This window comes from Veillonella intestinalis (genome assembly GCF_943192895.1).
Classification (GTDB): domain Bacteria; phylum Bacillota; class Negativicutes; order Veillonellales; family Veillonellaceae; genus Veillonella_A; species Veillonella_A intestinalis.
In genome coordinates this window covers 144,878-169,489 of sequence record NZ_CALPCB010000003.1, presented here as the reverse complement: position 1 = coordinate 169,489, position 24,612 = coordinate 144,878, and the positions used below count along the sequence as shown (strand labels likewise).

The window sequence follows — 24,612 nt, the reverse complement described above, 5'->3', positions numbered from 1 at the left end:
GGTATTGAATTTGGAACTGTTTACAGCTGCAGGTTTAATGGCTATTGCTAAAATTATTGTTATTGATATCTTGTTGGCCGGCGATAATGCAATCGTTATTGGTATGGCTGCTAAGAATTTACAAGATAAACATCGTAAACAAGCGATTTTCTGGGGGACCTTTGGGGCCATTGCTTTGCGATTAATTATGGCATTCTTATTTATTGAAGCCATTAATAATATTCCTGGGTTACGATTAGTTGGTGGTATTTTATTATTGTGGATTGGTTATAAGCTCATGGCGGCTTCTGAATCGTCACACAATATTGAAGCGAAAAGTAATTTGCGTGATGCTATTATTACTATTGTTATTGCTGATGGTATCATGGGGATTGATAATGTAATTGGCGTAGTTGGTGCTGCAGAAGGCCATATGGGCTTAGTATTAGCAGGGATTTTAATTACTGTTCCAATTATTATATGGGGTAGTACTTTATTTGTGAAATTAATTGACAAATATCCTGTTATTTTGTTCTTCGGTGGCGGTATTTTAGGTTGGATTGGCGGCGAAATGATTCACGCTGATAAATATGTTTTTGATTATATTGATCCAATTACTGTACCATTTAAAATCGGCTGTGTAGTATTAGTAGTAGGTGCCGCATTATTGCAGCGTAAATTAACAGCTAATAAAGCGAATAATCAATAAAATGATAAAAATAAAGAGGCTCATGTAATGAGTCTCTTTTTATATGTTTTATATGTGTAAATTATTTGAAATAAAATTTTCTCTAATAGAAAAAACAATATATTGAAATTTATCGAAATAAGGGGTATAATAAACTTGTAAATATGAATAAGACAAGTTGGCTAAGTAGTCAATTGTAGATACAAGTAGTTTATTGATAGAACAGAGATTAAGTAACGTTAAAATATTGTTACATTGCTTTTATTTAGGAGGTTCCCGATGAAAACATTAGAAGTAGCTGAAAAACGTCGTACGTATTACAACATTAATAAAGAATTACCAGTTAATGTTGATGAGGTAGTAGCTTTCGTAGAAAAGGCGACCGAGTTAACACCTGATTCTTTTAATATGAAAAGTTCTCGTGTAGTTGTAGCGCTTGGAGCACAGCATGATGCGTTGTGGGATACGATTTATGATGTATTTGAAGGTAAAGTAGCCCGTGAAAAAATTGATAGTTTCAAAGCTGGCTATGGCACTATTTTATATTTTGTGGATCAGCCAACTGTAGAAAACTTGCAAGGTCAATTTCCAATGTATGCTGATCGATTCCCTCATTGGGCAGCGCAGTCCGCTGGTATGCTTCAGATTACAATTTGGGAAGGTTTACGTGAATTAGGCGTAGGCGCTTCGTTACAACATTATAATCCAGTAATTAATGAAGCCGTACAAAAACTATTTGATTTACCTAGCACTTGGGTATTAGATGCACAAATGCCATTTGGTGGTATTGTGTCAGAACCTGATGCTAAGGATAAAGAAGATATTAGTCAACGCGTTGTGATTAAAAAATAATAGTTTTGAAACATCATAGCATGAATTGAGTTATGGTTATTATATTATGAGACGTTACACCAAATAAAAGGGCCCTTAAGGGCCCTTTTATTTTTTATTATATTGTTGTTCTATATTTTAGTGGAGATAATCCGTACTGTTTTCTAAATAATTCTATAAACTGACTTAGTTGAGCAATGGATGATATCTAAAGGTTTAAAATAGATTGTTGCAGCCTAAATATGCTTTTTAAGCATAGACCTAACAAAGAAAAGAGCATTAGCTATTCATTGCCTATGAAACTACAATAGAGATAAAGATATATTGGTGTGTATTGTAGTAGATTGGAGTGAATAGAATGAAGTATAAAAAAATTTTAGTCAGTGTTATTATAATGTTAGCGGCTATCTTATTGGTTTCGTATAATTATTTTTATAATCAAGCTCGTGAGTCCAGTGATTTTAAAATAATCAGTACAAATGTAGACTCTTCAAAATCATTACCAAAGCCGGTGGATGGTAAACGAGCTTTAGTCGTGTTCTTTTCGTTAACTAAAGGTGTATATGAAGGTGAAACACTCCCAATAGGAAATACCCATCGGGTGGCTAATTACATTCAAGAGAATTTAAGTAGTGATATTTTTGAGATTGTGCCAGCTACTGAATATACGTCAAATTATAATGAATTATTGGAGGTAGCTAAGACAGAGTTACGGAATAATAGCCGTCCTGCACTAAAGGGTACTATCCCTGATATGAGTCAATATGATGTTGTATTTGTAGGCGGTCCTATATGGTGGGGTGAATATCCTATGGTTGTGCGCACATTTATGGATCAAGTGGATTTAAATGGTAAAGTAGTAGTGCCATTTACGACGCATGAGGGGTCTGGATTAGGAAATACCGAAGCACAGCTAAAAGCACAATATCCTAATGCAAACGTATTACCAGGTATAGCTATAAAAGGACGAGACTCTGCTTCTAATGAAGCTAAAGCTGCGGTTAAAGAATGGCTTCAAAAAATTGGTATGCTATAATTAAAGGTAAGTATTTATAGCGTTTATATGGATAATAAGAGGTGAGGCTATGGAATTACGTGTATTAAACTATTTTTTAGTAGTTGCTCGTGAAGAGAATATTACAAAGGCAGCCCAATTATTACATATAACGCAACCTACCTTATCAAGACAGTTACAACAGTTAGAAGATGAATTAGGCGTTACTTTATTTCGTCGTGTAAAGCATAGTATCCAATTAACTACGGAAGGTCATTTGTTGCGACATAGAGCACAAGAAATGGTGGATTTAGCTCATAAAACTAAAGCTGAATTATTTAGTGTTGAGAGTGACTTAGGTGGAGAAATCGCTATAGGTTGTGGTGAATCACAAAATATGTCATTTATCTCACAATGTATCAAAACTTTTAGAGAAAAGCATCCACTGGTGACGTTTCAAATTTATAGTGCGCATGCAGAAGATATAAAAGAGCGCTTACAGCGAGGTGTCTTAGACCTTGGTTTATTGATGGAGCCGGTTGATGTAGCATCGTATGAATATTTGCGACTTAATAAAAAATCTCAATGGGGTATGTTAGTTCATGAGACAGATTCATTAGCGAGTAAAGACTATATAACGCATCAAGATATAGAGCTGGCTTCTTTATTATTGCCAAGTCGTGAAGCGGTTTCTAAAGAATTAAAGGCTTGGCTTGGAGATAGTTATGATAGTATACATATAGTAGGACATTATAATTTGTTGTTTAATGCGATGAATATGGTAGCTCATAAAGTTGCTTATGCTTTATGTTTAGAACTCGCTGTTACCTATAAAGGTGTGAAGTTTATTCCTTTATCTCCCACATTAGAGACGGGGGCCGTATTAGTTTGGAAAAAGAATCCCGTTTTTTCACCAGCCGCACAAGCCTTTATTAGTCTTGTGAAAGAAAAGTATATACATATTACTAAAAATGCTTAAAGAGCATTTTAACATAAAGATAATAAGCATTAGACGAATAGTTAAAGACCTATTACAGTAAAAGATGTAATAGGTCTTATTTTTTATAAGAAATTATATAACTGACCTAAGGCATTAGGTCAGTTATATACATAAAAAGAAGGTGTAATATGGCTAAAAAGGATGTAGTAAAAAGTATATTTGAACGAGAATTAGCAGGTCAGGTCATTTCAACTCATGAGGAAGAATACGCAGCTATTCATAAGATTATTAGGCAGGCGCAAGTGTTAACAGCGAAACTAAATACGGGTCATCATGAACTTGATGAAATTCGTAAGATATTTGCTGAACTAACTAATTCTACGATTGATGAAACTTTTAAAATGAATCCTCCCTTTTATACTGATTTTGGTCAAAATATACATATAGGTAAATCTGTATTTATTAATTTTAACTGTGTTTTTATGGATCGTGGCGGAATTTTCTTAGATGATTACGCTTTAATAGGTCCAGGCGTACATTTATTAACTACAAATCATGTGGAAAATCCATTTTGTAGAGAAAGTACCCAATCTAAGCCGATTCATGTAGGAAAACGAGTTTGGGTTGGCGGTAATGTAACCGTATTACCAGGCATTACAATTGGTGACAATTCCATTGTGGGTGCTGGTTCTGTAGTAACAAAAGATATACCTGCGAATGTAATTGTAGCAGGAAATCCAGCACGTATTATTAGGTCTATAACAAATGAAACATCGATATGAATAGAGGATAAAAAAATAAAGGAGTTTATTATGGACTGGTTTAATGTATTTCAAATGTATATAAGAACCTGCAATAAATCTGTATTTTTGAGTATTTTATTGCTTCTTTTTTCAATGAATGTTATGGCTTGTGGCAATCTACAAAATGAAGAACGTAGTGAGCAGGAATTAATTGCTAGCGAAGAGGGACGATTGATAGAAGATGCTCACAATAAAAATAGTGCGTCACGTGAAGGTGTAAGTCAGTTTGATGATAAAGTTATCAATAGTGAATCTTTTAGCAGTAAAAAATATATACGTGTGACAGATAATAATCATACAGTGGTAGAATTTATTTTGAATGATAGTGAAGCGGCAAAGGCGTTATATAATCAATTACCATTGCAGCTTGAAGTTAAAGATTATAGTGATAATGAAAAAATTTTTTATCCACCTCATGCATTGCCAGTTACTAATACGCCTCATGCTGCTGTTCAAGTAGGGACTTTAGCATATTTTGAGCCTTGGGGGAATGTGGTTATGTTTTTTGGTACGTATCGGCCACATCCAGGATTATATGAGTTAGGTCATATTATTTCGCCAGTGGAAACAATTAGCCAATTAAAAGGTACTATTGTTATTGATAAAGTAAATTGAGAACTAGTTTATTATAAGGAGTGATTTTTATGTTTTTAATTGATATAGTAATTAAAACGGAGTCTATGCCAAAGGAACAGGCTGATACATTATTGGACGGGCATCGATCTTGGTTTAAAGAACAATTTGAGGCTGGTCATTTTTTAGTAGTCGGCCCATATCGAGATCAAGAAGCGGCTGGTATTGTTATGGCACAAGCAGAATCTCGTGATGCTATAGATGCTTTGATTGCTAAGGATAGTTATTATCCAGATAAGGCTATTTATACAGTCCGTAAGTTTCAGGCTAATTTGATTGCTGATCAGATAACGTCTTATCGTGGTCAATGAGTATATAAAATAAAAAATTTAGAAAATAATGTGGTAAAATATAGATAATATAAAGGAGCTAATTATGAAAACAACAGTATTTGTATTCCATCCTCATATGAATGATTCCGTAGTTAATAAAGCCTTGGCTAAGGCAGCTGAAGGGACTCAGGTAGAAGTTCGCTATATGTATGATGTGTATCCTGATGGGAAAATTGACGTAAAAGCGGAACAAAAAATCTTAGAAGCTACGGATCGCATAGTATTACAATTTCCATTGTATTGGTATTCTTGTCCACCTTTGTTGAAACAGTGGGAAGATGAAGTGTTTGAACATGGTTGGGCCTATGGTTCGAATGGTACGGCCTTACATGGTAAAGAATTGATGTTAGCCATTTCTACAGGCGCTCAAGCTAGTGATTACAGTAAAGGGAGTCGTTTTAATGTAACGATTGATGAATTAGTGTTACCATTTAAAGCTACGAGTCAATTAATTGGTACCACTTGGGTTGCACCATTTGTAACCTATGGTACGTTAGGTATTGAAGAAGCTACATTGGCAACACAAGCAGAAGCCTATGTAGCGACTTTAAAATAAGCTTTGGCGTATGGGACTAACATAAAGATTGTAGTATTGATATAAAATAAAGGTTGTAGTATTGTCATAAAATAAGATTGGTAGTGTAGGGATATAGTAAGGAGATTCTTATGAAAAAACGTTGGTTAACTTTAGTAAGTGCTTCTTTGGCATGTTTAATGTGGGCTACAATTAGCGCTAAGACGGCAACTGCGGAAGAAGTGGTGCCCGATGTGACACCGGTGTATAATTTATTTACTTTTGAAGTAGCTGATGAAGTACAACCAGCCTTTTATGAAACAGGGTATCAAAACTTTACACAATCATTGGCTAATGAACCAGGGACTTGGGTAATGAATGCAGGTAATGATAAAACCAATAATCAGCTTGTGTATGTAGCCGAAGTCTATGAAAATAATAAAGCTTATGAAGCCCATAAAAAGTCACCTCAGTATAATGCCTTTGTTGATGCAGTAGGTCGTCATTTAAATAGTCGTGCCTTTTATTCTCTAGAGCCAGTAGCTCTGTTAACAAAAGAAGATCCATTACAGTTGGTAAATGAGGATACTGTGTTAGTTAATCTAGCTAAAGTAACTGTTAAATCGGGTTATAATGATGATTTTGCTCGCATTGTTGTAGATGAAATGAAACAATCTATAGCCGCTGAGCCAGGTGTATTAGCCATGTATGCTGGCCGTGTTAAAGGTGATCGGAATACTTGGTATTTCTTTGAAGTTTATGCGAATGAAGAGGCCTATGCTAAACATAGAAATACTTGGGCTTTTAAATGGTATATATCTGAAACCAAAGATATGGTTCTTGAAAAATCTGTTACGCCTATAGAAGCGAAGTTAATCATGCATAAGGGGCAGGTTAATTACGAAGCAATTCAATAAAAAATAACTTAGGCGTAGACAAAGGGCTGTAAGTAAATGTAGATTTTTTTTACATTTGCTTACAGCCCTTTTTGTGATTAATAAAAATATAAAATTATGCAATTATTTTTTACTGATTTGGGAATTTCAAGGTATAATAAAAGACAAGAGTATAGCTACATACAGTCATGATTGTTGTAGAAAATATATGAGGATAGAAATAGTTTAGTTGTGATTTTAACAGTAGGTATTGATAGAAAGGACGAAATGCTATGAAACAGACTGTGCCTGTCGCAAAGGGCCAAATTTATACGATTACGATTCAAGGGCTAGGAACGAGTGGTGAAGGGGTAGGGCGCTATGACGGGTTTACCGTTTTTATTCCCTTTGCGCTGCCTGAGGAAGAAGTGCGAGCAAAGATTACGTTGGTTAAAAAGAATTACGCCGTAGGGGAAGTTATAGAAATTTTGAAACCTTCCGCTCATCGAGTAGCACCTATTTGTCCTGTATATGGCACTTGTGGTGGTTGCCAGTTACAGCATGTATCGTATGAAGAACAACTTCGTTTGAAAACGCAAAATGTACGGGATATTATGGAGCGTATTGGTAAGACGAATCCTGATTTAGTTGAACCAGCGTTGGGACCTGAAAGTCCTTGGCACTATCGAAATAAAATGCAAATTCCTGTAGGCGTTGAAAAAGGGCAAGCCGCGTTAGGTTTTTATGCTCGTGGATCACATGCTATTGTGCCTTGTACAGACTGTGCTATTCAAGATGATGGGAATAATCAGATTGCCGCTGTTTGTGAACGCTTGTTACGAGAAACGAAATGCCAGCCTTATAATGAATTAATAGGCGAAGGCATGATTCGCCATATTATTGGTCGTATTGGTAAAAGTGGCTGGATGGTGATTATTGTTAGCACTGCCAAAACATTGCCACAATCGGAGTATTGGGTAAGTGAAATTCGTAAGCATTTACCGAATGTGACCAGCATTGTGTTAAATCACAATCCTAAGAAAACCAATGTAATTATGGGGCGTGACTGTACGTTGCTTTGGGGCGAAGAAACGATTACAGATACAATTGATGAATTGGAATTTCGTTTATCTCCGCATTCTTTTTTTCAAGTTAACCCAGAACAAACAACAATACTATATAAGAAAGCCTTAGAATTTGCTCAGTTAACGGGCAAAGAAACGGTGATTGATGCGTATTGTGGAACGGGGACGATTTCATTATTTTTAGCTAAACAGGCAAAACATGTGATTGGTATTGAAATTGTAGAACCTGCCATTGTAGATGCAAAAGCTAATGCAAAGCGCAATGGAATTACTAATGCAGAATTTATTGCCGCTGATGCGGCTAAAGAGATGCCTGCCCTTGTGAAACGCGGTGTAAAAGCGGATGTAGTCGTGTTTGATCCCATTCGTGCAGGTTGTAAAGAAGAAGTACTAAAAGCCGCGGCAACAATGGAGCCAGCGCGTATGGTCTATGTGTCTTGTAATCCCGCGTCCATGGCTAGAGATATTGTTGTGCTAAGGGAATTGGGCTATGAAGTAAAAGAAGTACAACCTGTGGATATGTTCCCGATGACAAGTCATGTGGAAGTGGTCTCAAAACTTGTCAAAATTAAGGGCTGAAAATTACAATGCATTTAAAAAATTAATGTTATATAGAAATAAAGGAACTGTATCCCTTGAAAGTGAGAATTTCAAAAAGTTTTATGAAGCAAGAAAAGCAATGATTATGGAGAGAATAGGTGAGTTATGAAGTTGAGCTGTTTGCTTCATAAGAGCGAACAGATTGGGGTGGTTTAAATGCTAAGCATTGAGGAATATATTGCACGAAGAAAAAAAGAAGATAAACTTAATGAATTTGACATTGATGCACGTACACAAAATATGAAAAATTGCGTTGATTATGTATTTGAGTATTTTAATAACTATTTGAATATTACTGAAGCTGAAGAAAAAACGATACTCAATAATAAAAAGCTAGATAAGTATCGGAATCAGCTACGGGAGTATGATCCTGAAGTTCGAGATTGGGGTGTGGGGATTTACAATGAATATGGGAAGCAAATGCACAGATACATTGGAAATATTATGAAGGAGAATGAGTTTTTCTTTTTATATAATACTGATAGTGAATTTAGAAATGTTTCCTATGATTGCTATTCGCAGCTTATTAAAAAGTTGCCGTTTCTTAAGGGGCAAACGGAGATGCTTTTTCTTTTTATAAAAGACTACCATAGGGTAACAAGTGAACAAGTGTTTAACTTTGGAATATCATCAATAACAGAAGAAATAACTGATTGGATAGATAAAACTTGGGCAAAATATCAGGTTAATCTTCTTGCCTTTGCTTATAGTTGGATAAATAATTTTTTTGATAATGAGGATTTTTGGCCATTAACTCACCGGAAGAAGAGTCAAGATACTTGGAGGAAATATGACTACGATTACAAGCAGAAAAGTAATCTCTTTAACCTAGATTCGTTATATAGAAAAATGCCGAAAAAATCCTTTACAAAAGGAAGAAAGCAAGAATTTGAGATTTTATTTATGTATTATTGGATACATGATATGGAAGGTGATGATGATTATTGGCAGGAGTATTTAGGAATGGTGCTACCTGCTTTTAAAAAGTAATTAAATATTAATAGGACGAAAAATGAATGAAAAGAAAATCAGTTAATAATTGAAGGAATTTTTAGTAAAACTGATTCAGGAGAATAAATATTGTTAAATCTTATTTTGGGTGATTTGATAAAGCTGAGGTAATAGGAAAAACTAAAGATTATAGAAAGAGTCGGCAATGCATTTGATGAATTAGTAAAGAAAGTCGTATAGAAAGCTATTTATATTGAGGTACTATAATGCTAAAAGGAATTATTTTTTTACTATTTGGGTTCGGGCTAGTTTTAATGATACCCCTATATGTAAAACGATATAAAGCAGAAAAGAATATAGAAAACGTATTGGTACTTATAGGGATTATATTATTAGGAAGTTCTAGTATAGTCCTAGGTATTTTAAAACTCTGCGAAAATAGTGAAGCCTAAAAAATAACTGTTGAGATCTCATCTGAGTGATGTTATCTCAACAGTTATTTTAGTTTTATCTATACTTTTAGAGTTTTGTTTTTACTAACCTTCTATATTCTTTTTATAGGTTTCTAAAGTAGTATCAGCGCCACTTACTAGGAACTTAGTATCTGCGCCAATACCTAGGAAACTTACACCTAAATCAATAAAGCGTTTGGCTTGTTCCGGGCTTAAAGCGATAGTACCGACAGGAATGTTATATTCTTGAACTCGTTTGATAGCATAATCCATAGCTTCTTCTACTTCTGGATGAAATATATCTAAACCATGGCCCATATCAACCGCTAAATCGATAGGACCTAAGAAGATACCTCCAATATCAGGGACAGAGGCGATAGCATCAAGATTTTCAAGTCCTTTTTTGCTTTCAATTTGTGGTAAAATACAAATTTCATCAGCAATGCGTTCTAAATAGTCTGGAATACGACCATAGCGAGCCGCGCGTACAGAGCCTGCGCCCATACCACGATTGCCACGAGGGGCATAAGAGGCCCAGTACATAATTTCTTCTGTTTTTTCTGCACTTTCTACTTTAGGAATAATAATATTTTGAATGCCAGAATCTAATAATTGCTTAATAATACCAGTGCCAGCTTCAGGGATACGAAATACAGGGCTCACATTGTAAGGGGCAACTGCTCTAGCTATAGATACAATAGAATTAATGTCATGCGCTCCATGTTCACCGTCAACAAATAACCAGTCATAATTAGAGGTTGCTAAAATCTCAGCTACTTCTGCAGAGGGAATTTCTTGTGCCACGCCGTATTGCACATTTCCTTTTAGAATATTAGATTTAAATTCATTTTTCAAATAGTCTTTAATCATAGCCATAATAAACCTCCTTATAAAGCAATAAAATGAGTTATAAGTTAATAGATGGGTACTTACTTATATTATACATATATTTACCACATGATGAAGTTTATTTTTTATTTTTAACAGTTTTTTATTTATTAGTTTGTTTTACTTTTGGGATGAAAGGTATTAATTATATGCTAATTAGATATATTAATCATTTATAATCTATGAACTAATTCGTATTAATAATAACATTAGTTAGTTCTTCGTCAGCTTCAAAAGAAACATCTTCTCGTATACCATGGACATAGGCAATGTAGTTTATTTTCTTGGTGCTGTCTCTATTGGTATAATCTATTCGTATATGATAGGTTGTACTTAAATCTAAATCAAGTTCAATATTTTCTTTTTCTATATGATTTTGTACTAGTTTATAAAATTGATAGAATTTTACTCCATTTATTTTTTCATAAGGGAATACATCAGCTATATCTTCTTTAAGGGGTATTTTATAAGGTCTATCGTATTCCCATTCAGAAAATAAAAGATTAGTTGTATTATATACATATTGATCAAAATGAGTTGGAGTTATTGGGTCTTGAAGTGTGACTACCATACGATCTTCGGTAGCAAATACATCAAGAATATTAAATGAGTGGCCTTTAAATTTTTTTTCTTGTGTGAGCTCATTGATAATTCGATCAAGATTTTCGGCACTTTTAAAAACTGTACCAGGACGGCCAAAATAACCTTGCACTTCATATCCCATTTGTAGCGTTGGAATAAATCGTATTTCACCAGTTAAAAACAATAGACCTATGAATATAATAGGTGATAAAAGAAGTAGATATTTGAGTGAACGAGGTAGGCTTGATTTATTTTTATTCATAATTAGTCTCCTTGTTTCTAACTGACATGTATTAAATAAGTGTATATAGTATACTTTAATTATATAGTAATAATTATTTTCTAGTCGTAAAATTATTGTAAAAAATAATGAAATATTAAATTTAATATTATGTATAAATAGGTGATATATTATTTCCTGCTTTATAAACAAAATATAATTTTTTAGCGAAATATTTAAAAAATTCCTTATTTTATGTCTTTCTTCTTTTATAGGCTGTTCTTTTTGATATAATAAAGTTATAAAAAATAAATTGTATATAAAAATTAATAGTTTATCATTAGTTAGATAATAGAGAGATATAAGAGGTGAGGAGATGAATAAAAAGACGTTAAATATAGGTAATAAAATTTGCACTATATATAGTGGTGAAAATCCAGAGTTTTTTTTAATTCAACCTGTTGATGAACATGATTTAGAGGTACTGGACAAAGAGGTTGATATGTTAACACATGAAGTGGGTTCTCATTTGTTACTAGTGGCAATACATATAGAGAATTGGAATGAAGAATTGTCTCCTTGGTATGCGCCTGCAGTGTTTGGTAATGCTGATTTTGGTAATCAAGCTACTGATACGTTAGATTATATTGAAAATGTAGTAATACCATATGTAATAGAAGCATATCAATTGAAGGAAACTATACCTGCTATATTAGGAGGTTATTCTTTAGCTGGGCTTTTTGTTTTATGGAGTGCTTATAAGAGTACACGATTTTCTGCTATTGCAGCCATGTCTCCATCAGTTTGGTTTCCTAAATGGCTTGATTTTGTAAGTAATAATGTACCCTTAGTTAATACTATCTATCTTAGTTTGGGTGATAAAGAAGAACGAACAAAGAATAAAGTGATGGCTACTGTAGGAGATTGTATAAGAAAGCAGGCTCAATTATTAGAAAGCCAAGGTATTGAATGCACCTTAGTTTGTAATAAAGGAAATCATTTTCAAGAGTCTGATACGCGGTGTGCTAAGGGTTTTTGCTGGTGTATAGAATCATTAAAGTACAAATCATGAAAAAGTACGATGGCTCTAGTTACTATATATTAGATATAAAGCGTAAACTATGAGAAAAGTTTTATTGCTAATGGATATTTAGAAAACTTTCCGTGACGGTTCTTGAGGGGCATGGAAAAATGTGTAGAGGAGGCTTAGTATGAAAACGTATGATGTAATTGTAATTGGTTTTGGTAAAGCAGGTAAAACGTTAGCAGGTAAATTAGCTAAACAGGGGAAGTCGGTAGCGTTGATTGAAAAAAATGTGTTTATGTATGGTGGTACTTGTATCAATGTAGGCTGTTTGCCGTCGAAACGATTAGTAACAGATGCAGAGTTAGCACCTAAGGCAGACTTTTCAGCTAAAGCTGCTTATTATAAACAAGTTATTGCAGAAAAACGAATGTTGACGACAGCGTTGCGTAAAGCAAATTATGATAAAGTGGCACAAGCTGGTGCTGATATTATTGATGGGGTAGCCTCTTTTGTTGATGCTACACATATTAGTGTTAAAACTGCTACTGGGGACATCACCTTAGAAGGTAAGCAATTTATTATTAATACGGGATCGACGCCAGTTATCCCAGCTATTAAAGGGTTAGCAGCTAGTACTGAGGTGTATACGTCTGAAACGCTTATGGAGTTAGATGATTTACCTGAAACGTTGACAATTTTAGGTGGTGGCTATATAGGGCTTGAGTTTGCTGCACTATATGCAAATTTTGGTAGTAAAGTAACAGTAGTACAAGATAGAGATACTTTCTTGCCGCGGGAGGATGAAGATATAGCAGTTAATATTCGCTCTGTATTAGAAGCTAAGGGAGTAAATATTATAACAGGCGCTGAGGCAACAGAAATTAAGGAGGGCACTTTATATTATAAAGTTGATGAAACACAACATTCTTTAGAAGCGTCAGCCATTTTAATAGCCACTGGTCGCCGTCCTAATACCGATGAGTTGGCTGCTGAAAAAGCAGGTATTAGACTATCAAAACGTGGCGCTATTGAAACAGATGAACATTTGCGGACGAATGTTCCCAATATCTGGGCGGCTGGTGATGTATGTGGTAAGTTACAATTTACTTATATTTCATTGGATGATAGTCGGATTATTTTAGAAGATATGCAAGGTGATAAAGAACGGACAATTAATAATCGTGGTGCGTTTGCCTATTCCGTATTCATTGATCCACCATTTTCACGGGTAGGTCTTAATGAACAAGAAGCAAAAGCAAATAATCTTGAGTATCGAGTAGTTACTTTAGCAGCGAATGCTATTCCAAAAGCAAAAGTAATTCGTAAAACAGACGGTGTTTTGAAAGCTTTAATAGACAGCAATAATAAAATTTTGGGGGCTCAGCTATTTTGTGCGGAATCCTATGAAATCATTAATTTTATTAAATTGGCTATGGATCAGAATTTAGATTATCAAGTATTACGTGACTTTATCTATACGCATCCAACTATGTCAGAAAGTTTGAATGATTTATTTGCTTAATCTATTTCAGTGATTTAGTTGATTTAATTGCATAATAGATTTAGTTACATATTAGATTTTGCTTACGTTGTTTTCCTTTGTATGTGTTACTCAGTTTTGCATGTATTCGTCCAACTATATAGTGTTTCATCCAAAAACATAGTGTAATTGGACGAAATAAAGATGAGTTGGATGAATAATGTTAGTTTGTAATAAAAAACAGTAATGTGCTGATTAAACAGCCATTGCTGTTTTTTTATTAGGTATTTTTTATAACTTCTTCAATTGACATATTATTAGATTGCGAGTATTATATTAATATAGAAAAATCTCGAATTATAGATTTGATATAAAATAGGATTAGTTAGGGTATGAAAAGGTATATATGGGAGCTTACATATAACTTAAACAGGAGGCAGCTATGAAAGTATCTGTTTTAAATTTAGTTCCTTTGAGAGAAGGACAAACACATAGTGAAGCGTTTCAAGATATGACCGAATTGGCAAAACAAGTTGAAAGTTTTGGCTATGAACGGTATTGGATTGCAGAACATCATAATATGAAGAACATAGGCAGTAGCGCTACACAATTGTTAATTCAACATACACTAGCAAATACAAAGTCTATTCGGGTAGGCTCTGGAGGGGTAATGCTTCCAAACCATAGTCCTTATATTGTGGCAGAGCAATATGGTACCTTAGAAACTTTATATCCGAATCGTGTAGACTTAGGTCTTGGTAGAGCGCCTGGTACTGATCAAGTAACAGCACGAGCTTTGCGTCGCACTCAAAATTTATATACAGATTTTGCTAGTGAGTTAGACGAGTTAAAAGGCTATTTTAATGATACCAATCCAGTACATGCGTATCCTGCTGCTGGTATTGATGTACCATTTTATATTTTAGGTTCTAGTACAGATAGTGCGTATTTGGCGGCTGAATTAGGTCTGCCATATTCCTTTGCAGCTCACTTTGCACCAACTATGATGGAAGATGCAATTGCTATTTATAGAGAACGTTTTAAACCATCTGATGTATTAGATAAACCGTATGTTATTTTAGGCCTTAATGCGATTTTAGCGGATAGCGATGAAGAAGCTATTCGGTTAGCAACAACGCAGACACAGAGTTTTTTAGGCGTTGTAACTAATAGTCGCAAAGGGTTGCAACCGCCAGTTAATTCAGAAGATGAAATCTGGGATAATTATGTAGCGGCTAGAACAGCACCTCATTTTGGACCGATTTCTTTTAGAGCGGAAGATTTAGCATTTAGAGAACAAGCGATTGTAAGACAAATGGCTTCAGTTTCTTTAATTGGTAGTCCTAAGACGGCTAACGAACAGCTGAAAGAGTTACAACAGCGCGTAGAGTTTGAAGAAATTATGGCTAATAGCCTAATTTATGATACAAAGGCGCAAATTCACTCCTATCAATTATTAGCTGATGTAGTAAAAAATAGATAAAATAAAAAGCTGTAGCAAACCTCTTTTGGGAGAGGTTGCTACAGTTTTTTATGAATTAGTATGTCTTTATAGTTGTTTTTGCTATAATTAAGCAAAGGAGGGCGATCAGAGGACGTTATTTTAAATTTAAAAGTCGGTCAAATTCCAGTAGCAATTAAGGGCGATACATTGACTATGAGCCAGAAGGCACCTACTTTTGGTGAATGTATTGATAAACGTGAAATTGCCTCTATTTTTGGAATTATAGACGCTGATATAGCTAATGAATTTCCTGTACAATGGGTGAGCACAGGCTTAGAAGCTGTGATTATACCACTGACTTCAAGAGAAGCTTTGCGGGCAGTGAAAGTAAATAAAGAGGCATTTAAGACCTATGTTGATAAACATCCTGCTTGTAATTGTAATCATCTTTTCTTTGTGCAAGAAGGTGCGACGCAATTATCGGCTCGCTGTTTAATGGAAGACTTTGTAGAGGATCCTGCGACAGGGAGCGCTAATGGAGATTTAGCAGGCTATTTATTACATCATAATTATTTCAACGCTTCAGATATTACTTATACAGTGTATCAAGGGGAGGATATGGGACGTGTTTCTGTCTTGCAAGTGCATGCTCAATATAAGTCTACTGATGAATGGGTAATTGAGGTGGGTGGCACTTGTCATATTGTAGCAAGTGGAGATTGGCTATAAAATATAAGGATATAAGAATAGTTAGGCGATAAGAGGCTTGTAATGGTTACTTAGTAATCGTTACAAGTCTCTATTTACATGGAGTAAAAGATATACTATAATATAACTACATCAATTATATCTAATTAGATATAATTGTGCGAGGTTGAAATAAATTTGCACTAAAATATAAAAAATAAGTATCAGATTATTTGTTATAGTAGCAAGGTTAGCAAAAAAGAATACTATTTAAAGAGAGGTACGTAAATATGGAACGTAAAATAAAAACTAAAGTAAAAGGTTTTAGAACACAAGATGGTGCTGGCGTGAGTTTAGTACGTGTTTTGGGCAATAATACAATTGAAGAGTTTGATCCTATTTTGATGCTAGATTCTTTTGATAGTATAAATCCAGAAGAATATACAGCTGGTTTTCCAATGCATCCACATCGTGGGATTGAGACGATTAGTTATGTTTCACAAGGTAGAATGGTTCATCGGGATAGCTTAGGTAATGAAGAAGGTATTTCTGATGGTGAAGTACAATGGATGAATTCTGGCTCTGGTATTTTACATGAAGAAATGGTGCCAGCATCAGATCGTTTATTAGGGGTTCAGTTATGGTTAAATTTGCCACAAGCTGAAAAGATGAGTAAACCAAGTTATCATTCTATAAAGCGGGCTGATATTGAAGAAATACCTTTTGAAGGTGGTAAAATTCGTTTATTGGCAGGTAAATATAAAGATCATCAAGGTTATAAAGGTGAACATTTACCATTAGATTATTATGATGTGCATATGGCAGCAGAGGCTAATATTACCATTGAGTCCGAAGAAGAAGATTCCGTTATGCTCTTTACTTTATTAGGTAATATATATGTAAATGGTGAGTTTATAGAAGAAAAAACAGCTGTTAAATTGACCGCAGGTACAGAAGTAACTTTGAAAATGGGCGATAAGGCTGGCCAAGTCTTATATATTAGTTCTAAAGCATTGCATGAACCAGCAGCTTGGGCGGGACCAATTGTAATGAATACACAAGATGAAGTGCAACAAGCGTTTGCAGAATTACGTAATGGCACATTTATAAAAGATAAAGTTGAATATTGAGGTAAATTTATTAAGCCCTTGCAGTAAGCAGGGGCTATTTTTAGTTTTCATAAAATTAGACATAATGTATTACTTTCTATAGAGAAATTGTGATAGAATGAAAAGAGACTTTTGTTAATAAATAGAATGGTTCATTGTAAAATAATAAGCATTATTTTAACCTTGGAGACGTAATAGGCCATTAAAAGACCTTGAGGAGATGAGTATAAATGGCGTTAGCAGATGATATGTTGCAACTAATTGAAACAAGGCGGAGTATTCGTAATTTTAAACCAGATGCAGTGCCAAAAGAATTGATTGAGAAAATAGTAAAAGCTGGTACTTATGCCGCTTCTGGTATGGGGAAGCAGTCACCTATCATTGTGGCCGTAACAAATAAAGAATTGCGGGACCAACTAGCTAAGCGAAATGCACAGCTTATGGGTACTGACATGGATCCTTTTTATGGTGCACCTGTTGTTTTAATTGTATTAGCGGCTAAAGAAAGACCTACACATGTTTATGATGGTTCCTTGGTCATGGGTAATTTAATGTTGGCAGCTCATGCTCTAGGCTTAGGGAGTTGCTGGATTCATCGCGCTAAGGAAGAATTTGAATCCTTTGAAGGGCAGGCTTTATTAAAATCTTTAGGTATTACTGGTGAATATGTAGGTATCGGTCATTGTGTCATTGGTTATGTGAATGGTAAAGAGCCAAAAGCAAGTCCTCGTAAGGATTCTTGGGTATATTATGTAGAATGAGATTATGACACATTGCATATAAAGTAACACGTTAAGAACAACGCAGTTTATACATAGAATGGTGGTATATATGGAGTTTTTAGAAGTAAGTACATGGATTATGATTGGCAAAATTATTGTAGTGGATATTTTGCTAGCCGGTGATAATGCCGTTGTTATTGGGATGGCTGTTAGTAAGTTAGAGCCTAAGTTACGAGAAAAAGCAATTATGTGGGGCACTTTTGGGGCCATTGCTATGCGATTAATTTTTGCTACCATTTTAGTAGAAGCCTTAGAATTTATACCCGGCCTTCACTTTATTGGCGGCTTAGTCTTGTTATGGATTGCCTTTCATTTACTCATTGGCGATGATGATGATGCTAATATTGAAAGTAAGGATTCTTTGCGAGGGGCTATCACTACGATTATTATTGCCGATGCTATGATGAGTATAGATAATGTAATTGGGGTAGTTGGTGCGGCTAAAGGTCATCTTGAATTAGTCATTGTAGGGATGTTAATTACGGTTCCACTTTTGATTTATGGATCTCGTTTACTAGCACGTATCATTAATAAATACCCAATTATTCTTTGGATTGGTGGTAGTTTATTAGCGTGGGTAGCTAGTGAAATGGTAACTGCAGAGCCATTCTTGAAACCTTATATTATGGGCTATGAGCGCGTAATTGAAATTGCTGGCGTTGTATTAGTCGTAATAGCGGCTCTTATGGTAAAACGTATGAGAAAATCTAAAACTACAGAAAAATAAGTGTATATCAAGTTGTAGATACTTAAAAGTATGAGCGACTCCTAGCGATGTATTATCGTAGGAGTCGTTTTTAGTGTGAAAATACAACAACATTTATTTAGCTATATACAAAATGTAAATATTGACATTACAACTTAGGTTAGCTACAATTAACATGTAATGTATAAAGTTACATGCTGGTGCGAGATTACGATACATGATGTAGCTAGTTAGTAAGGGCTCATAAGTAATCTTGCAATAAACGAATTTTTGATGTATATCGTAGGAGGTTATATTATGAAAATTGCAGTAGTAAGTTCTAATGGTAAAGTAGGGCGTTTGGTAGTCGCAGAGGCTCTTCGTCGTGGATTTGAGGTAACTGGTTTCGCACGGAGTGAAAATAAATCTGATGCTAAGCAGTTTGTACAAAAAGATATTTTTGATATTACGGCGGCTGATTTAGCTGGATTTGATGCTGTTGTTGATGCATTTGGTACGTTTTCACCAGATACTTTAGATCTGCATACACAGTCATTAATGCATCTAGCAGATGCTGTAGCTAATACGGACACTCGTTTATTAGTTGTTGGTGGGGCTGGTAGCTTGTATGTAAATAAAGAACATACAATGCAGCTATTAGATACGCCAGAATTTCCTAAGGAATATTATCCATTAGCTAAAGCACAGGCTGATGAATTAGTAGCACTTCGTAAAAGACATGATGTAAAGTGGACATTCGTTAGTCCTGCTGCAGAATTTGAAGCGGACGGCAAGCGTACTGGTGAATATATATTAAGTGGTGAAGAGTTTACTCTTAATGAACGAGGTGAAAGTGTAGTTAGTTATGCTGATTACGCCATGGCTTTGGTCGATGAAATTGAAAAAGGGCATCATGTACAGCAACGGATTAGTGTAGTTGGCAAATAAAATATAGGCTTTAGATCATTAAGTATATATTTTAGTGTATAGTTTAGCATATAGTTTTATTCGCTTTATAGTTTTATTAGCTTTACCTTATAGTGTATATATTTTAGATTATTTGGAGTATATATTTCAGCTTATATTCTTTAAATTAGGAGGCAAATAGGAACAGCTATAGTAAATTATATTAATTCGTGTTATACTTAAAATGTAATATTTAATATTACAAGGTTGTATTGAACTAATCTAAGAAGCGGGATTAGCTTACCATAGTATAAATAGGTGAAGTACCTTCACATTATGTAACATGAATTGAGGAGGGCATGATATGCAAATATCAAGTCGTTTTACTATAGCGGTTCATATTTTTACTTGCATTGCTATTGCTGAAAAAAATTATAAAGTGACCAGCAAATTTTTGGCTGGTAGTATTAATGTAAATCCTGTTATTATCCGCAATATTGTCCTTATGCTTAAGGCTCATGGCCTTGTGGATTCTCGTCAAGGGAGTTCGGGGATTAAGATTGCTAAATGTCCATCAGAGATTACTTTATTAGATATTTTTAATGCTGTAGAGTCCTTGGATAATGGTCAATTATTTAGTTTTCATGAAAATCCAGCTAAGGATTGTCCGGTAGGGAATCATATTCATGATGTGTTAGATCATCGCTTGGTACAAATTCAAAATGCATTGGAGAATGAGCTACAGAGTATTACTTTGGCGTCTGTAATTGAAGATGCAGAGGCTCAAATTGAAAAGGATGCTCAATAGTATTCTTTAGCGTAGCTGATATATGCTGCAATAGTGGTGTGTATAGTAAATGCTACTAATTGAATAAAGTAGTAAATGACAAGGCGCATGAATTATCATGCGCCTTTTTTATAATAAAAATATTGAAAATGAATAACAAATCTAAGATGTATGTGTTGACATTACAACTTAATTGCTATATAATTTACTTGTAATTAAAGATGTTACTAGTTGTAGAGCTCAAACAACGATAGATTGTTATTTTGTGTGTTAAATAAAGTTTGAAAGAGAGTTGTAAAGCATGAATGTATTATTGAAAAATTTATTCCGTTATCAGGATAGTGGCTTATTATTTTATCGTATTGTATTTGGTTTATCTATGATGGCTCATGGCTATTTTAAGTTTGCTGGCGGTGAGCAAGCCTTATATGGTGTAGGCAGTATGCTAGGAATATTTGGCATTACTGGTGGATATCTTGTATTAGGTTTTATGGCTGCCACAGCCGAATTATTAGGTGGCCTGTTGCTTGTTTTAGGATTGGCAACTCGTCTAGGCTCCTTAATGATTATTGGTACTTTATTTGTAGCTACGGTATTAGAACTAGGTAAGGGTTTCTTGGCTTGGGACTATCCATCACAAATGATGTTTGGTGCTATTATGCTGTTAATTGCTGGACCTGGTCGCTTTAGTATGGACTATAAATTAGCGCATAAAAAATAAAAACAAAATAAATAAAAAATTCCTCGAAAAGCAGGCTCTATTAGTAGGGCCTGTTTTTAATTTAAGAAAAATTTAACAAATATTAAAAGTTCTTTTGTAATATCTATTTCATTCTCTCTCTGTTTAGTGTATAGTAGGTCATATATTAGTATATACTTAGGAGAGCAGCTATGAAAAAACATTGTGCCATTGTATTAGGTGGTTTATTTTCTACCTTAGACGGGATTGATACAGCTGATTTTATTATTGCTTGTGATAGAGGCTATGCCTATTTAAAAGAATATAATTTAGAACCTAATTTGATAGTCGGTGATTTTGACTCATATCATGGGGCTGTGACAGCGGGGATACCGATTCTTGATTTGCCTACTATGAAAGATGATACTGATACGATGGCAGCCATTCGGTATGCATTAGATAATGAGTATTTAGACTTAACGTTGTATTGTGCATTTGGTGGACGTTTTGATCATTTAATGGGCAATGTGCAAGCGGCTATGTATGCGGCTAGCCGAGGTGCGGTTGTGCGTATGGTAAACCATGATACAGATAGCTATTTTATTAATCATGGAGAACTTATTATTGAGCCAAGAGAAGATTGTTCTTTGTCAGTATTAGCTATGACTGATGAGTGTAAAAATGTGACAGTAACAGGCACTACTTATGAGTTGAAAGAGGCTACGTTAAAAAATACTTTTCCTATTGGTGTGAGTAATGAATGGAAAGGTACCGCTCATATTAAAGTAGGCGAAGGGGTTTTAATGGTATCTATGGTGAATATATAAAGATTAGGAGGTCTTAGTGTGTTAACCTCTTTAGGTTTTATTTTATTAGGTGGGGCAGCCCTAGCAGGGCTGTGCCGCCGTATTCAACTGCCTACGATTATAGGGCTTATGGTGGCCGGTCTTATATTAGGGCCACAAGGCTATAATTGGTTAGATAGTACAATGCTAACTATTTCGCCAGATTTACGGCAAATGGCACTTATTTTAATTCTAGTTAAGGCGGGGTTAGCTATTAACTTGCGAGATATTTGGAACTTAGGTCGTCCATTACTTATGATGGCGACTGTGCCTGTGCTGTTAGAGCTTATTGTATTAACATATTTGGGGCTTACTGTTTTTGAATTACATGGGCTAGAAGCTTTATTACTTGCAACGGCTGTATGTGCCGTTTCACCAGCTGTTGTTGTATTTCGCATGATTCATTTAATTGAGCAGCGGTACGGGATTGCTAAAAAAATTCCTCAACTTATTATGGTGGCCTCGTCATTAGAAGATATTGTAGTTGTTGTAGTTTTTTCGCTCGTGTTAACTTTGGTAGAGGCCCATGTGGAAACGCCTGATGGCATAGGGGCATTAGAAGCTATGGCACAAGTTCCTATCGCTTTATTAGGTGGTATTCTTTTAGGTGTATTAAGTGGTGTATTATTAGCTTATATTGCGAAAATTATGAGCCCTAGTGCGCCTACTATAGCCAAAGCAAAGGTATTAAAAGTGAGTCAGAACTTATTAAAAGAAGAAGCTATTAATTCTGCAAAAGAGAATAAAGAAGGTAATCAAGCTAAGGCTATGAAGACCTATATGATGACGCCACAGCAAGCTACCTTACTATTAACCCTTATTGTTGCCACTGCATTTGTTTTAGTAGCTTTGGGGAATTGGTTAAAGTCTATTATTTCTATTTCGGGGCTATTGGCCGTCATGGTTATGGCTAGTGTGGTTAAGGGACAAGTTCCTTATGAATTAGGGCAAGGACTTAACCGGATGGTTAACCAACTTTGGATTCCTGTAGAAATCATTTTATTTGTACTTGTAGGCGCTGCTATTGATACAACATATATGCTTAGCATGAGTGGCATTTTAATGGCAGTTATTGGATTAGGTTTAGTAGGGCGCACTATAGGTGTGGTAATTTCCTTATGGAAGACGCCGTTGAATCGAAAAGAACGAGCATATTGTGCTATTTCTTATGCGCCAAAAGCTACAGTGCAAGCTGCGATTGGAGGAATTCCCTTAGCATTAGGTTTAGCTAGTGGGCCTTTAGTATTAGCCGCTTCCGCAATGGCCATTGTAATTACATCACCGATTGGTGCTATTTGTATGGACTATTTTTATACACGCTGGCTTACATATGATGGACAGGAGCAATAGAAATGACGATTAAACAACGACTTACTATATCTAACTTCTTGATGATTGGTATTCCTGTGTTAATTGCTTTTGTTATTAGCTTTTTTACGATTACGGCTCTTTGGGTTCCTCTTGTACAAGAAAATAATATTGGAGTGCGCGATTTAGATGACTTTGAAAAAACAAGTTCGTTTTTACTGACACAAATCGAAGGTAAGTTAAATGAAACATCCGCGCAAGGTCGAGATCCTAGACTATCTGAGGTAGGTAGTTCGTTGCGCCTACTAACAGGCTATACTGTATGTATTGAAGATCCACAAGAGAAGTTATGGGTTTGGGGCGAGGAGCCTAACACTTATACGAATTATTTACAAACATTAGCGGAGCAGTTAGAAGATAGAGGCATTATTTCGGTGGGGACACATGCTGTAGCCTTGCGAGATATACAGACCTTGTATGGTACTTATAGAGTGTATATTTTTGGCTCTGAAATACAGCCTCATGTATGGCCCGCTAAAGATACGGTTAAATGGACTTTGATTTTTATTTTTGCCGTTGTCATTGTTGGCGTTATTTTTGCAAATCGCTTCTTAACTCGGTTTGTATTTCAACGGATTCGCAGTGCACTTGATTTATTAGCGAAAGGCGTTCGCCAAATTCGTGATGGAAATTTAGAAGTAAAACTTTCTTATGAGGGGCGTGATGAATTTGCGCCTATTTGTGAAGATTTTAATGAAATGGCTCGTCGTCTTAAAGAATCAGTTGAGCTTATTCAAAAGCAAGAAGAGAATCGAAAAGAGTTGTTGGCTGGTATATCTCATGATTTGCGTTCCCCCTTAACGTCGATTAAAGCATACGCAGAAGGTATTCAAGATGGCATTGCTACAACACCTGAATTAGAAGCTAAATATATCCGCATGATTCAAACTAAGGCTGATGAAATGGAGCGAATGATTAGCAATTTATTTACGTTTTCTAAAATGGAAATGGATGATTATCCTAATTACCCAGAAGAAGTAGATATGGGGCAAGAGATTGCAAATTTTGTACGCAATGAAAGTGTAGCCTATGAAAATAAAGGTTTGCAGTTACAGTATGAGTTAGTTGGCGATAACTTTACAGTATGGGCAGATCCATTTCAAATTCGCCATATTTTATTAAATATTGCAGATAATAGTGTAAAATATAAAACAAAGAATAGGGGACACCTATACATGCGTTGTGAAAGTCGAGATAATTTTGTTACGATTTCTTTAGCTGATGATGGACCTGGTACGACAGCAGCTAATATGGAGCGCTTGTTTGAAGTGTTTTATCGCGATGATGCAGCTCGTAGTAATCCCCATGCAGGTAGTGGTTTAGGTTTGGCTATTGTTAAGAAAATGGTTCAACAAATGAAGGGAACCATTAGCGCTGAGGCAGTGGTTCCCCATGGTTTACAAATTACTATGAAATTCCCTATATATGAAAAAGCACATTAAAAGT

The 24,612-nt window shown here is 35.1% G+C and carries 24 protein-coding genes and 2 pseudogenes; 24 read left to right on the top strand and 2 right to left on the bottom strand.

Annotated elements, in window-relative coordinates; translation table 11 throughout:
- Positions 1-10: 10 nt before the first annotated feature.
- The 11 genes and pseudogenes from NFR27_RS03530 to NFR27_RS03480 all read left to right on the top strand — a co-directional run bounded on the left by NFR27_RS03530 (position 11) and on the right by NFR27_RS03480 (position 9,264).
- Entirely contained in the window at positions 11-688 is a 678-nt protein-coding gene (locus NFR27_RS03530) for a TerC family protein (protein WP_251439910.1), read from the top strand.
- A 258-nt stretch (positions 689-946) separates the two neighbouring features.
- Positions 947-1,519 carry a nitroreductase family protein gene (locus NFR27_RS03525; RefSeq protein WP_251454152.1) on the top strand — a complete coding sequence of 191 codons (573 nt, stop codon included), beginning with the start codon at positions 947-949 and terminating at the stop codon, positions 1,517-1,519.
- Between the two features lie 337 nt (positions 1,520-1,856).
- A complete protein-coding gene (locus NFR27_RS03520; protein WP_251454149.1) occupies positions 1,857-2,534 on the top strand; it encodes a flavodoxin in 678 nt (225 codons plus the stop codon).
- Positions 2,535-2,583: 49 nt separating this feature from the next.
- Positions 2,584-3,471, top strand: coding sequence for a LysR family transcriptional regulator (locus tag NFR27_RS03515; RefSeq protein WP_251454146.1), 888 nt, complete (start codon positions 2,584-2,586; stop codon positions 3,469-3,471).
- Positions 3,472-4,037: 566 nt separating this feature from the next.
- Positions 4,038-4,187: pseudogene (locus NFR27_RS10135) on the top strand (DapH/DapD/GlmU-related protein); the annotation flags it as partial.
- Between the two features lie 57 nt (positions 4,188-4,244).
- The gene (locus NFR27_RS03505; RefSeq protein WP_251439921.1) at positions 4,245-4,850 is read left to right on the top strand and encodes a cyclophilin-like fold protein; all 606 of its coding nucleotides are present in this window, start codon (positions 4,245-4,247) and stop codon (positions 4,848-4,850) included.
- Between the two features lie 29 nt (positions 4,851-4,879).
- Entirely contained in the window at positions 4,880-5,179 is a 300-nt protein-coding gene (locus tag NFR27_RS03500; protein WP_251439923.1) for a YciI family protein, read from the top strand.
- 64 nt (positions 5,180-5,243) lie between these two features.
- Positions 5,244-5,756 (top strand): NAD(P)H-dependent oxidoreductase, encoded by a 513-nt coding sequence (locus NFR27_RS03495; protein ID WP_251439925.1) that lies wholly within the window; start codon positions 5,244-5,246, stop codon positions 5,754-5,756.
- 110 nt (positions 5,757-5,866) lie between these two features.
- Positions 5,867-6,631, top strand: a complete 765-nt coding sequence (locus tag NFR27_RS03490) for an antibiotic biosynthesis monooxygenase (RefSeq protein ID WP_251439928.1) — start codon at positions 5,867-5,869, stop codon at positions 6,629-6,631.
- Positions 6,632-6,882: 251 nt separating this feature from the next.
- Entirely contained in the window at positions 6,883-8,253 is a 1,371-nt protein-coding gene (rlmD, locus tag NFR27_RS03485) for a 23S rRNA (uracil(1939)-C(5))-methyltransferase RlmD (RefSeq protein WP_251439930.1), read from the top strand.
- A 177-nt stretch (positions 8,254-8,430) separates the two neighbouring features.
- Entirely contained in the window at positions 8,431-9,264 is an 834-nt protein-coding gene (locus NFR27_RS03480; protein ID WP_251439933.1) for a hypothetical protein, read from the top strand.
- 497 nt (positions 9,265-9,761) lie between these two features.
- On the opposite strand, the gene NFR27_RS03475 is transcribed toward NFR27_RS03480, so the two are convergent.
- Together NFR27_RS03475 and NFR27_RS03470 are read right to left on the bottom strand one after the other, a co-directional pair.
- Positions 9,762-10,553 (bottom strand): HpcH/HpaI aldolase family protein, encoded by a 792-nt coding sequence (locus NFR27_RS03475; RefSeq protein ID WP_251439937.1) that lies wholly within the window; start codon positions 10,551-10,553, stop codon positions 9,762-9,764.
- Positions 10,554-10,752: 199 nt separating this feature from the next.
- Complete coding sequence (locus tag NFR27_RS03470) at positions 10,753-11,409, bottom strand: hypothetical protein (RefSeq protein WP_251439940.1); 657 nt, start codon at positions 11,407-11,409, stop codon at positions 10,753-10,755.
- A gap of 334 nt (positions 11,410-11,743) precedes the next feature.
- Between NFR27_RS03470 and NFR27_RS03465 the strand changes: the two genes are divergently transcribed.
- The 13 genes and pseudogenes from NFR27_RS03465 (at position 11,744) to NFR27_RS03405 (ending at position 24,608) form a co-directional block, all read left to right on the top strand.
- A complete protein-coding gene (locus tag NFR27_RS03465) occupies positions 11,744-12,439 on the top strand; it encodes an alpha/beta hydrolase-fold protein (RefSeq protein WP_251439943.1) in 696 nt (231 codons plus the stop codon).
- Positions 12,440-12,578: 139 nt separating this feature from the next.
- Positions 12,579-13,916, top strand: a complete 1,338-nt coding sequence (locus NFR27_RS03460) for an FAD-dependent oxidoreductase (protein ID WP_251439946.1) — start codon at positions 12,579-12,581, stop codon at positions 13,914-13,916.
- A gap of 400 nt (positions 13,917-14,316) precedes the next feature.
- Positions 14,317-15,357: an LLM class flavin-dependent oxidoreductase gene (locus tag NFR27_RS03455; protein ID WP_251439948.1), complete on the top strand. Its 1,041-nt coding sequence runs from the start codon at positions 14,317-14,319 to the stop codon at positions 15,355-15,357.
- Positions 15,358-15,471: 114 nt separating this feature from the next.
- Positions 15,472-16,047, top strand: a pseudogene (locus tag NFR27_RS03450) (PhzF family phenazine biosynthesis protein); the annotation flags it as partial.
- A gap of 248 nt (positions 16,048-16,295) precedes the next feature.
- Complete coding sequence (locus NFR27_RS03445) at positions 16,296-17,135, top strand: pirin family protein (protein ID WP_251439951.1); 840 nt, start codon at positions 16,296-16,298, stop codon at positions 17,133-17,135.
- Between the two features lie 209 nt (positions 17,136-17,344).
- Positions 17,345-17,875 carry a nitroreductase gene (locus NFR27_RS03440; protein WP_251439953.1) on the top strand — a complete coding sequence of 177 codons (531 nt, stop codon included), beginning with the start codon at positions 17,345-17,347 and terminating at the stop codon, positions 17,873-17,875.
- Between the two features lie 70 nt (positions 17,876-17,945).
- On the top strand, positions 17,946-18,623 hold the full coding sequence (locus NFR27_RS03435) for a TerC family protein (protein WP_251439955.1): 678 nt from the start codon (positions 17,946-17,948) through the stop codon (positions 18,621-18,623).
- A 276-nt stretch (positions 18,624-18,899) separates the two neighbouring features.
- On the top strand, positions 18,900-19,529 hold the full coding sequence (locus NFR27_RS03430) for an NAD(P)-dependent oxidoreductase (protein WP_251439957.1): 630 nt from the start codon (positions 18,900-18,902) through the stop codon (positions 19,527-19,529).
- A 322-nt stretch (positions 19,530-19,851) separates the two neighbouring features.
- Positions 19,852-20,295: an Rrf2 family transcriptional regulator gene (locus NFR27_RS03425; protein ID WP_251439959.1), complete on the top strand. Its 444-nt coding sequence runs from the start codon at positions 19,852-19,854 to the stop codon at positions 20,293-20,295.
- 280 nt (positions 20,296-20,575) lie between these two features.
- Positions 20,576-20,995 carry a DoxX family protein gene (locus tag NFR27_RS03420; RefSeq protein WP_251439961.1) on the top strand — a complete coding sequence of 140 codons (420 nt, stop codon included), beginning with the start codon at positions 20,576-20,578 and terminating at the stop codon, positions 20,993-20,995.
- 170 nt (positions 20,996-21,165) lie between these two features.
- Positions 21,166-21,780, top strand: coding sequence for a thiamine diphosphokinase (locus NFR27_RS03415; protein WP_251439963.1), 615 nt, complete (start codon positions 21,166-21,168; stop codon positions 21,778-21,780).
- A gap of 18 nt (positions 21,781-21,798) precedes the next feature.
- A complete protein-coding gene (locus tag NFR27_RS03410) occupies positions 21,799-23,148 on the top strand; it encodes a cation:proton antiporter domain-containing protein (protein WP_251439964.1) in 1,350 nt (449 codons plus the stop codon).
- A 2-nt stretch (positions 23,149-23,150) separates the two neighbouring features.
- Entirely contained in the window at positions 23,151-24,608 is a 1,458-nt protein-coding gene (locus NFR27_RS03405) for a sensor histidine kinase (protein ID WP_251454142.1), read from the top strand.
- The last annotated feature ends 4 nt before the right edge of the window (positions 24,609-24,612 follow it).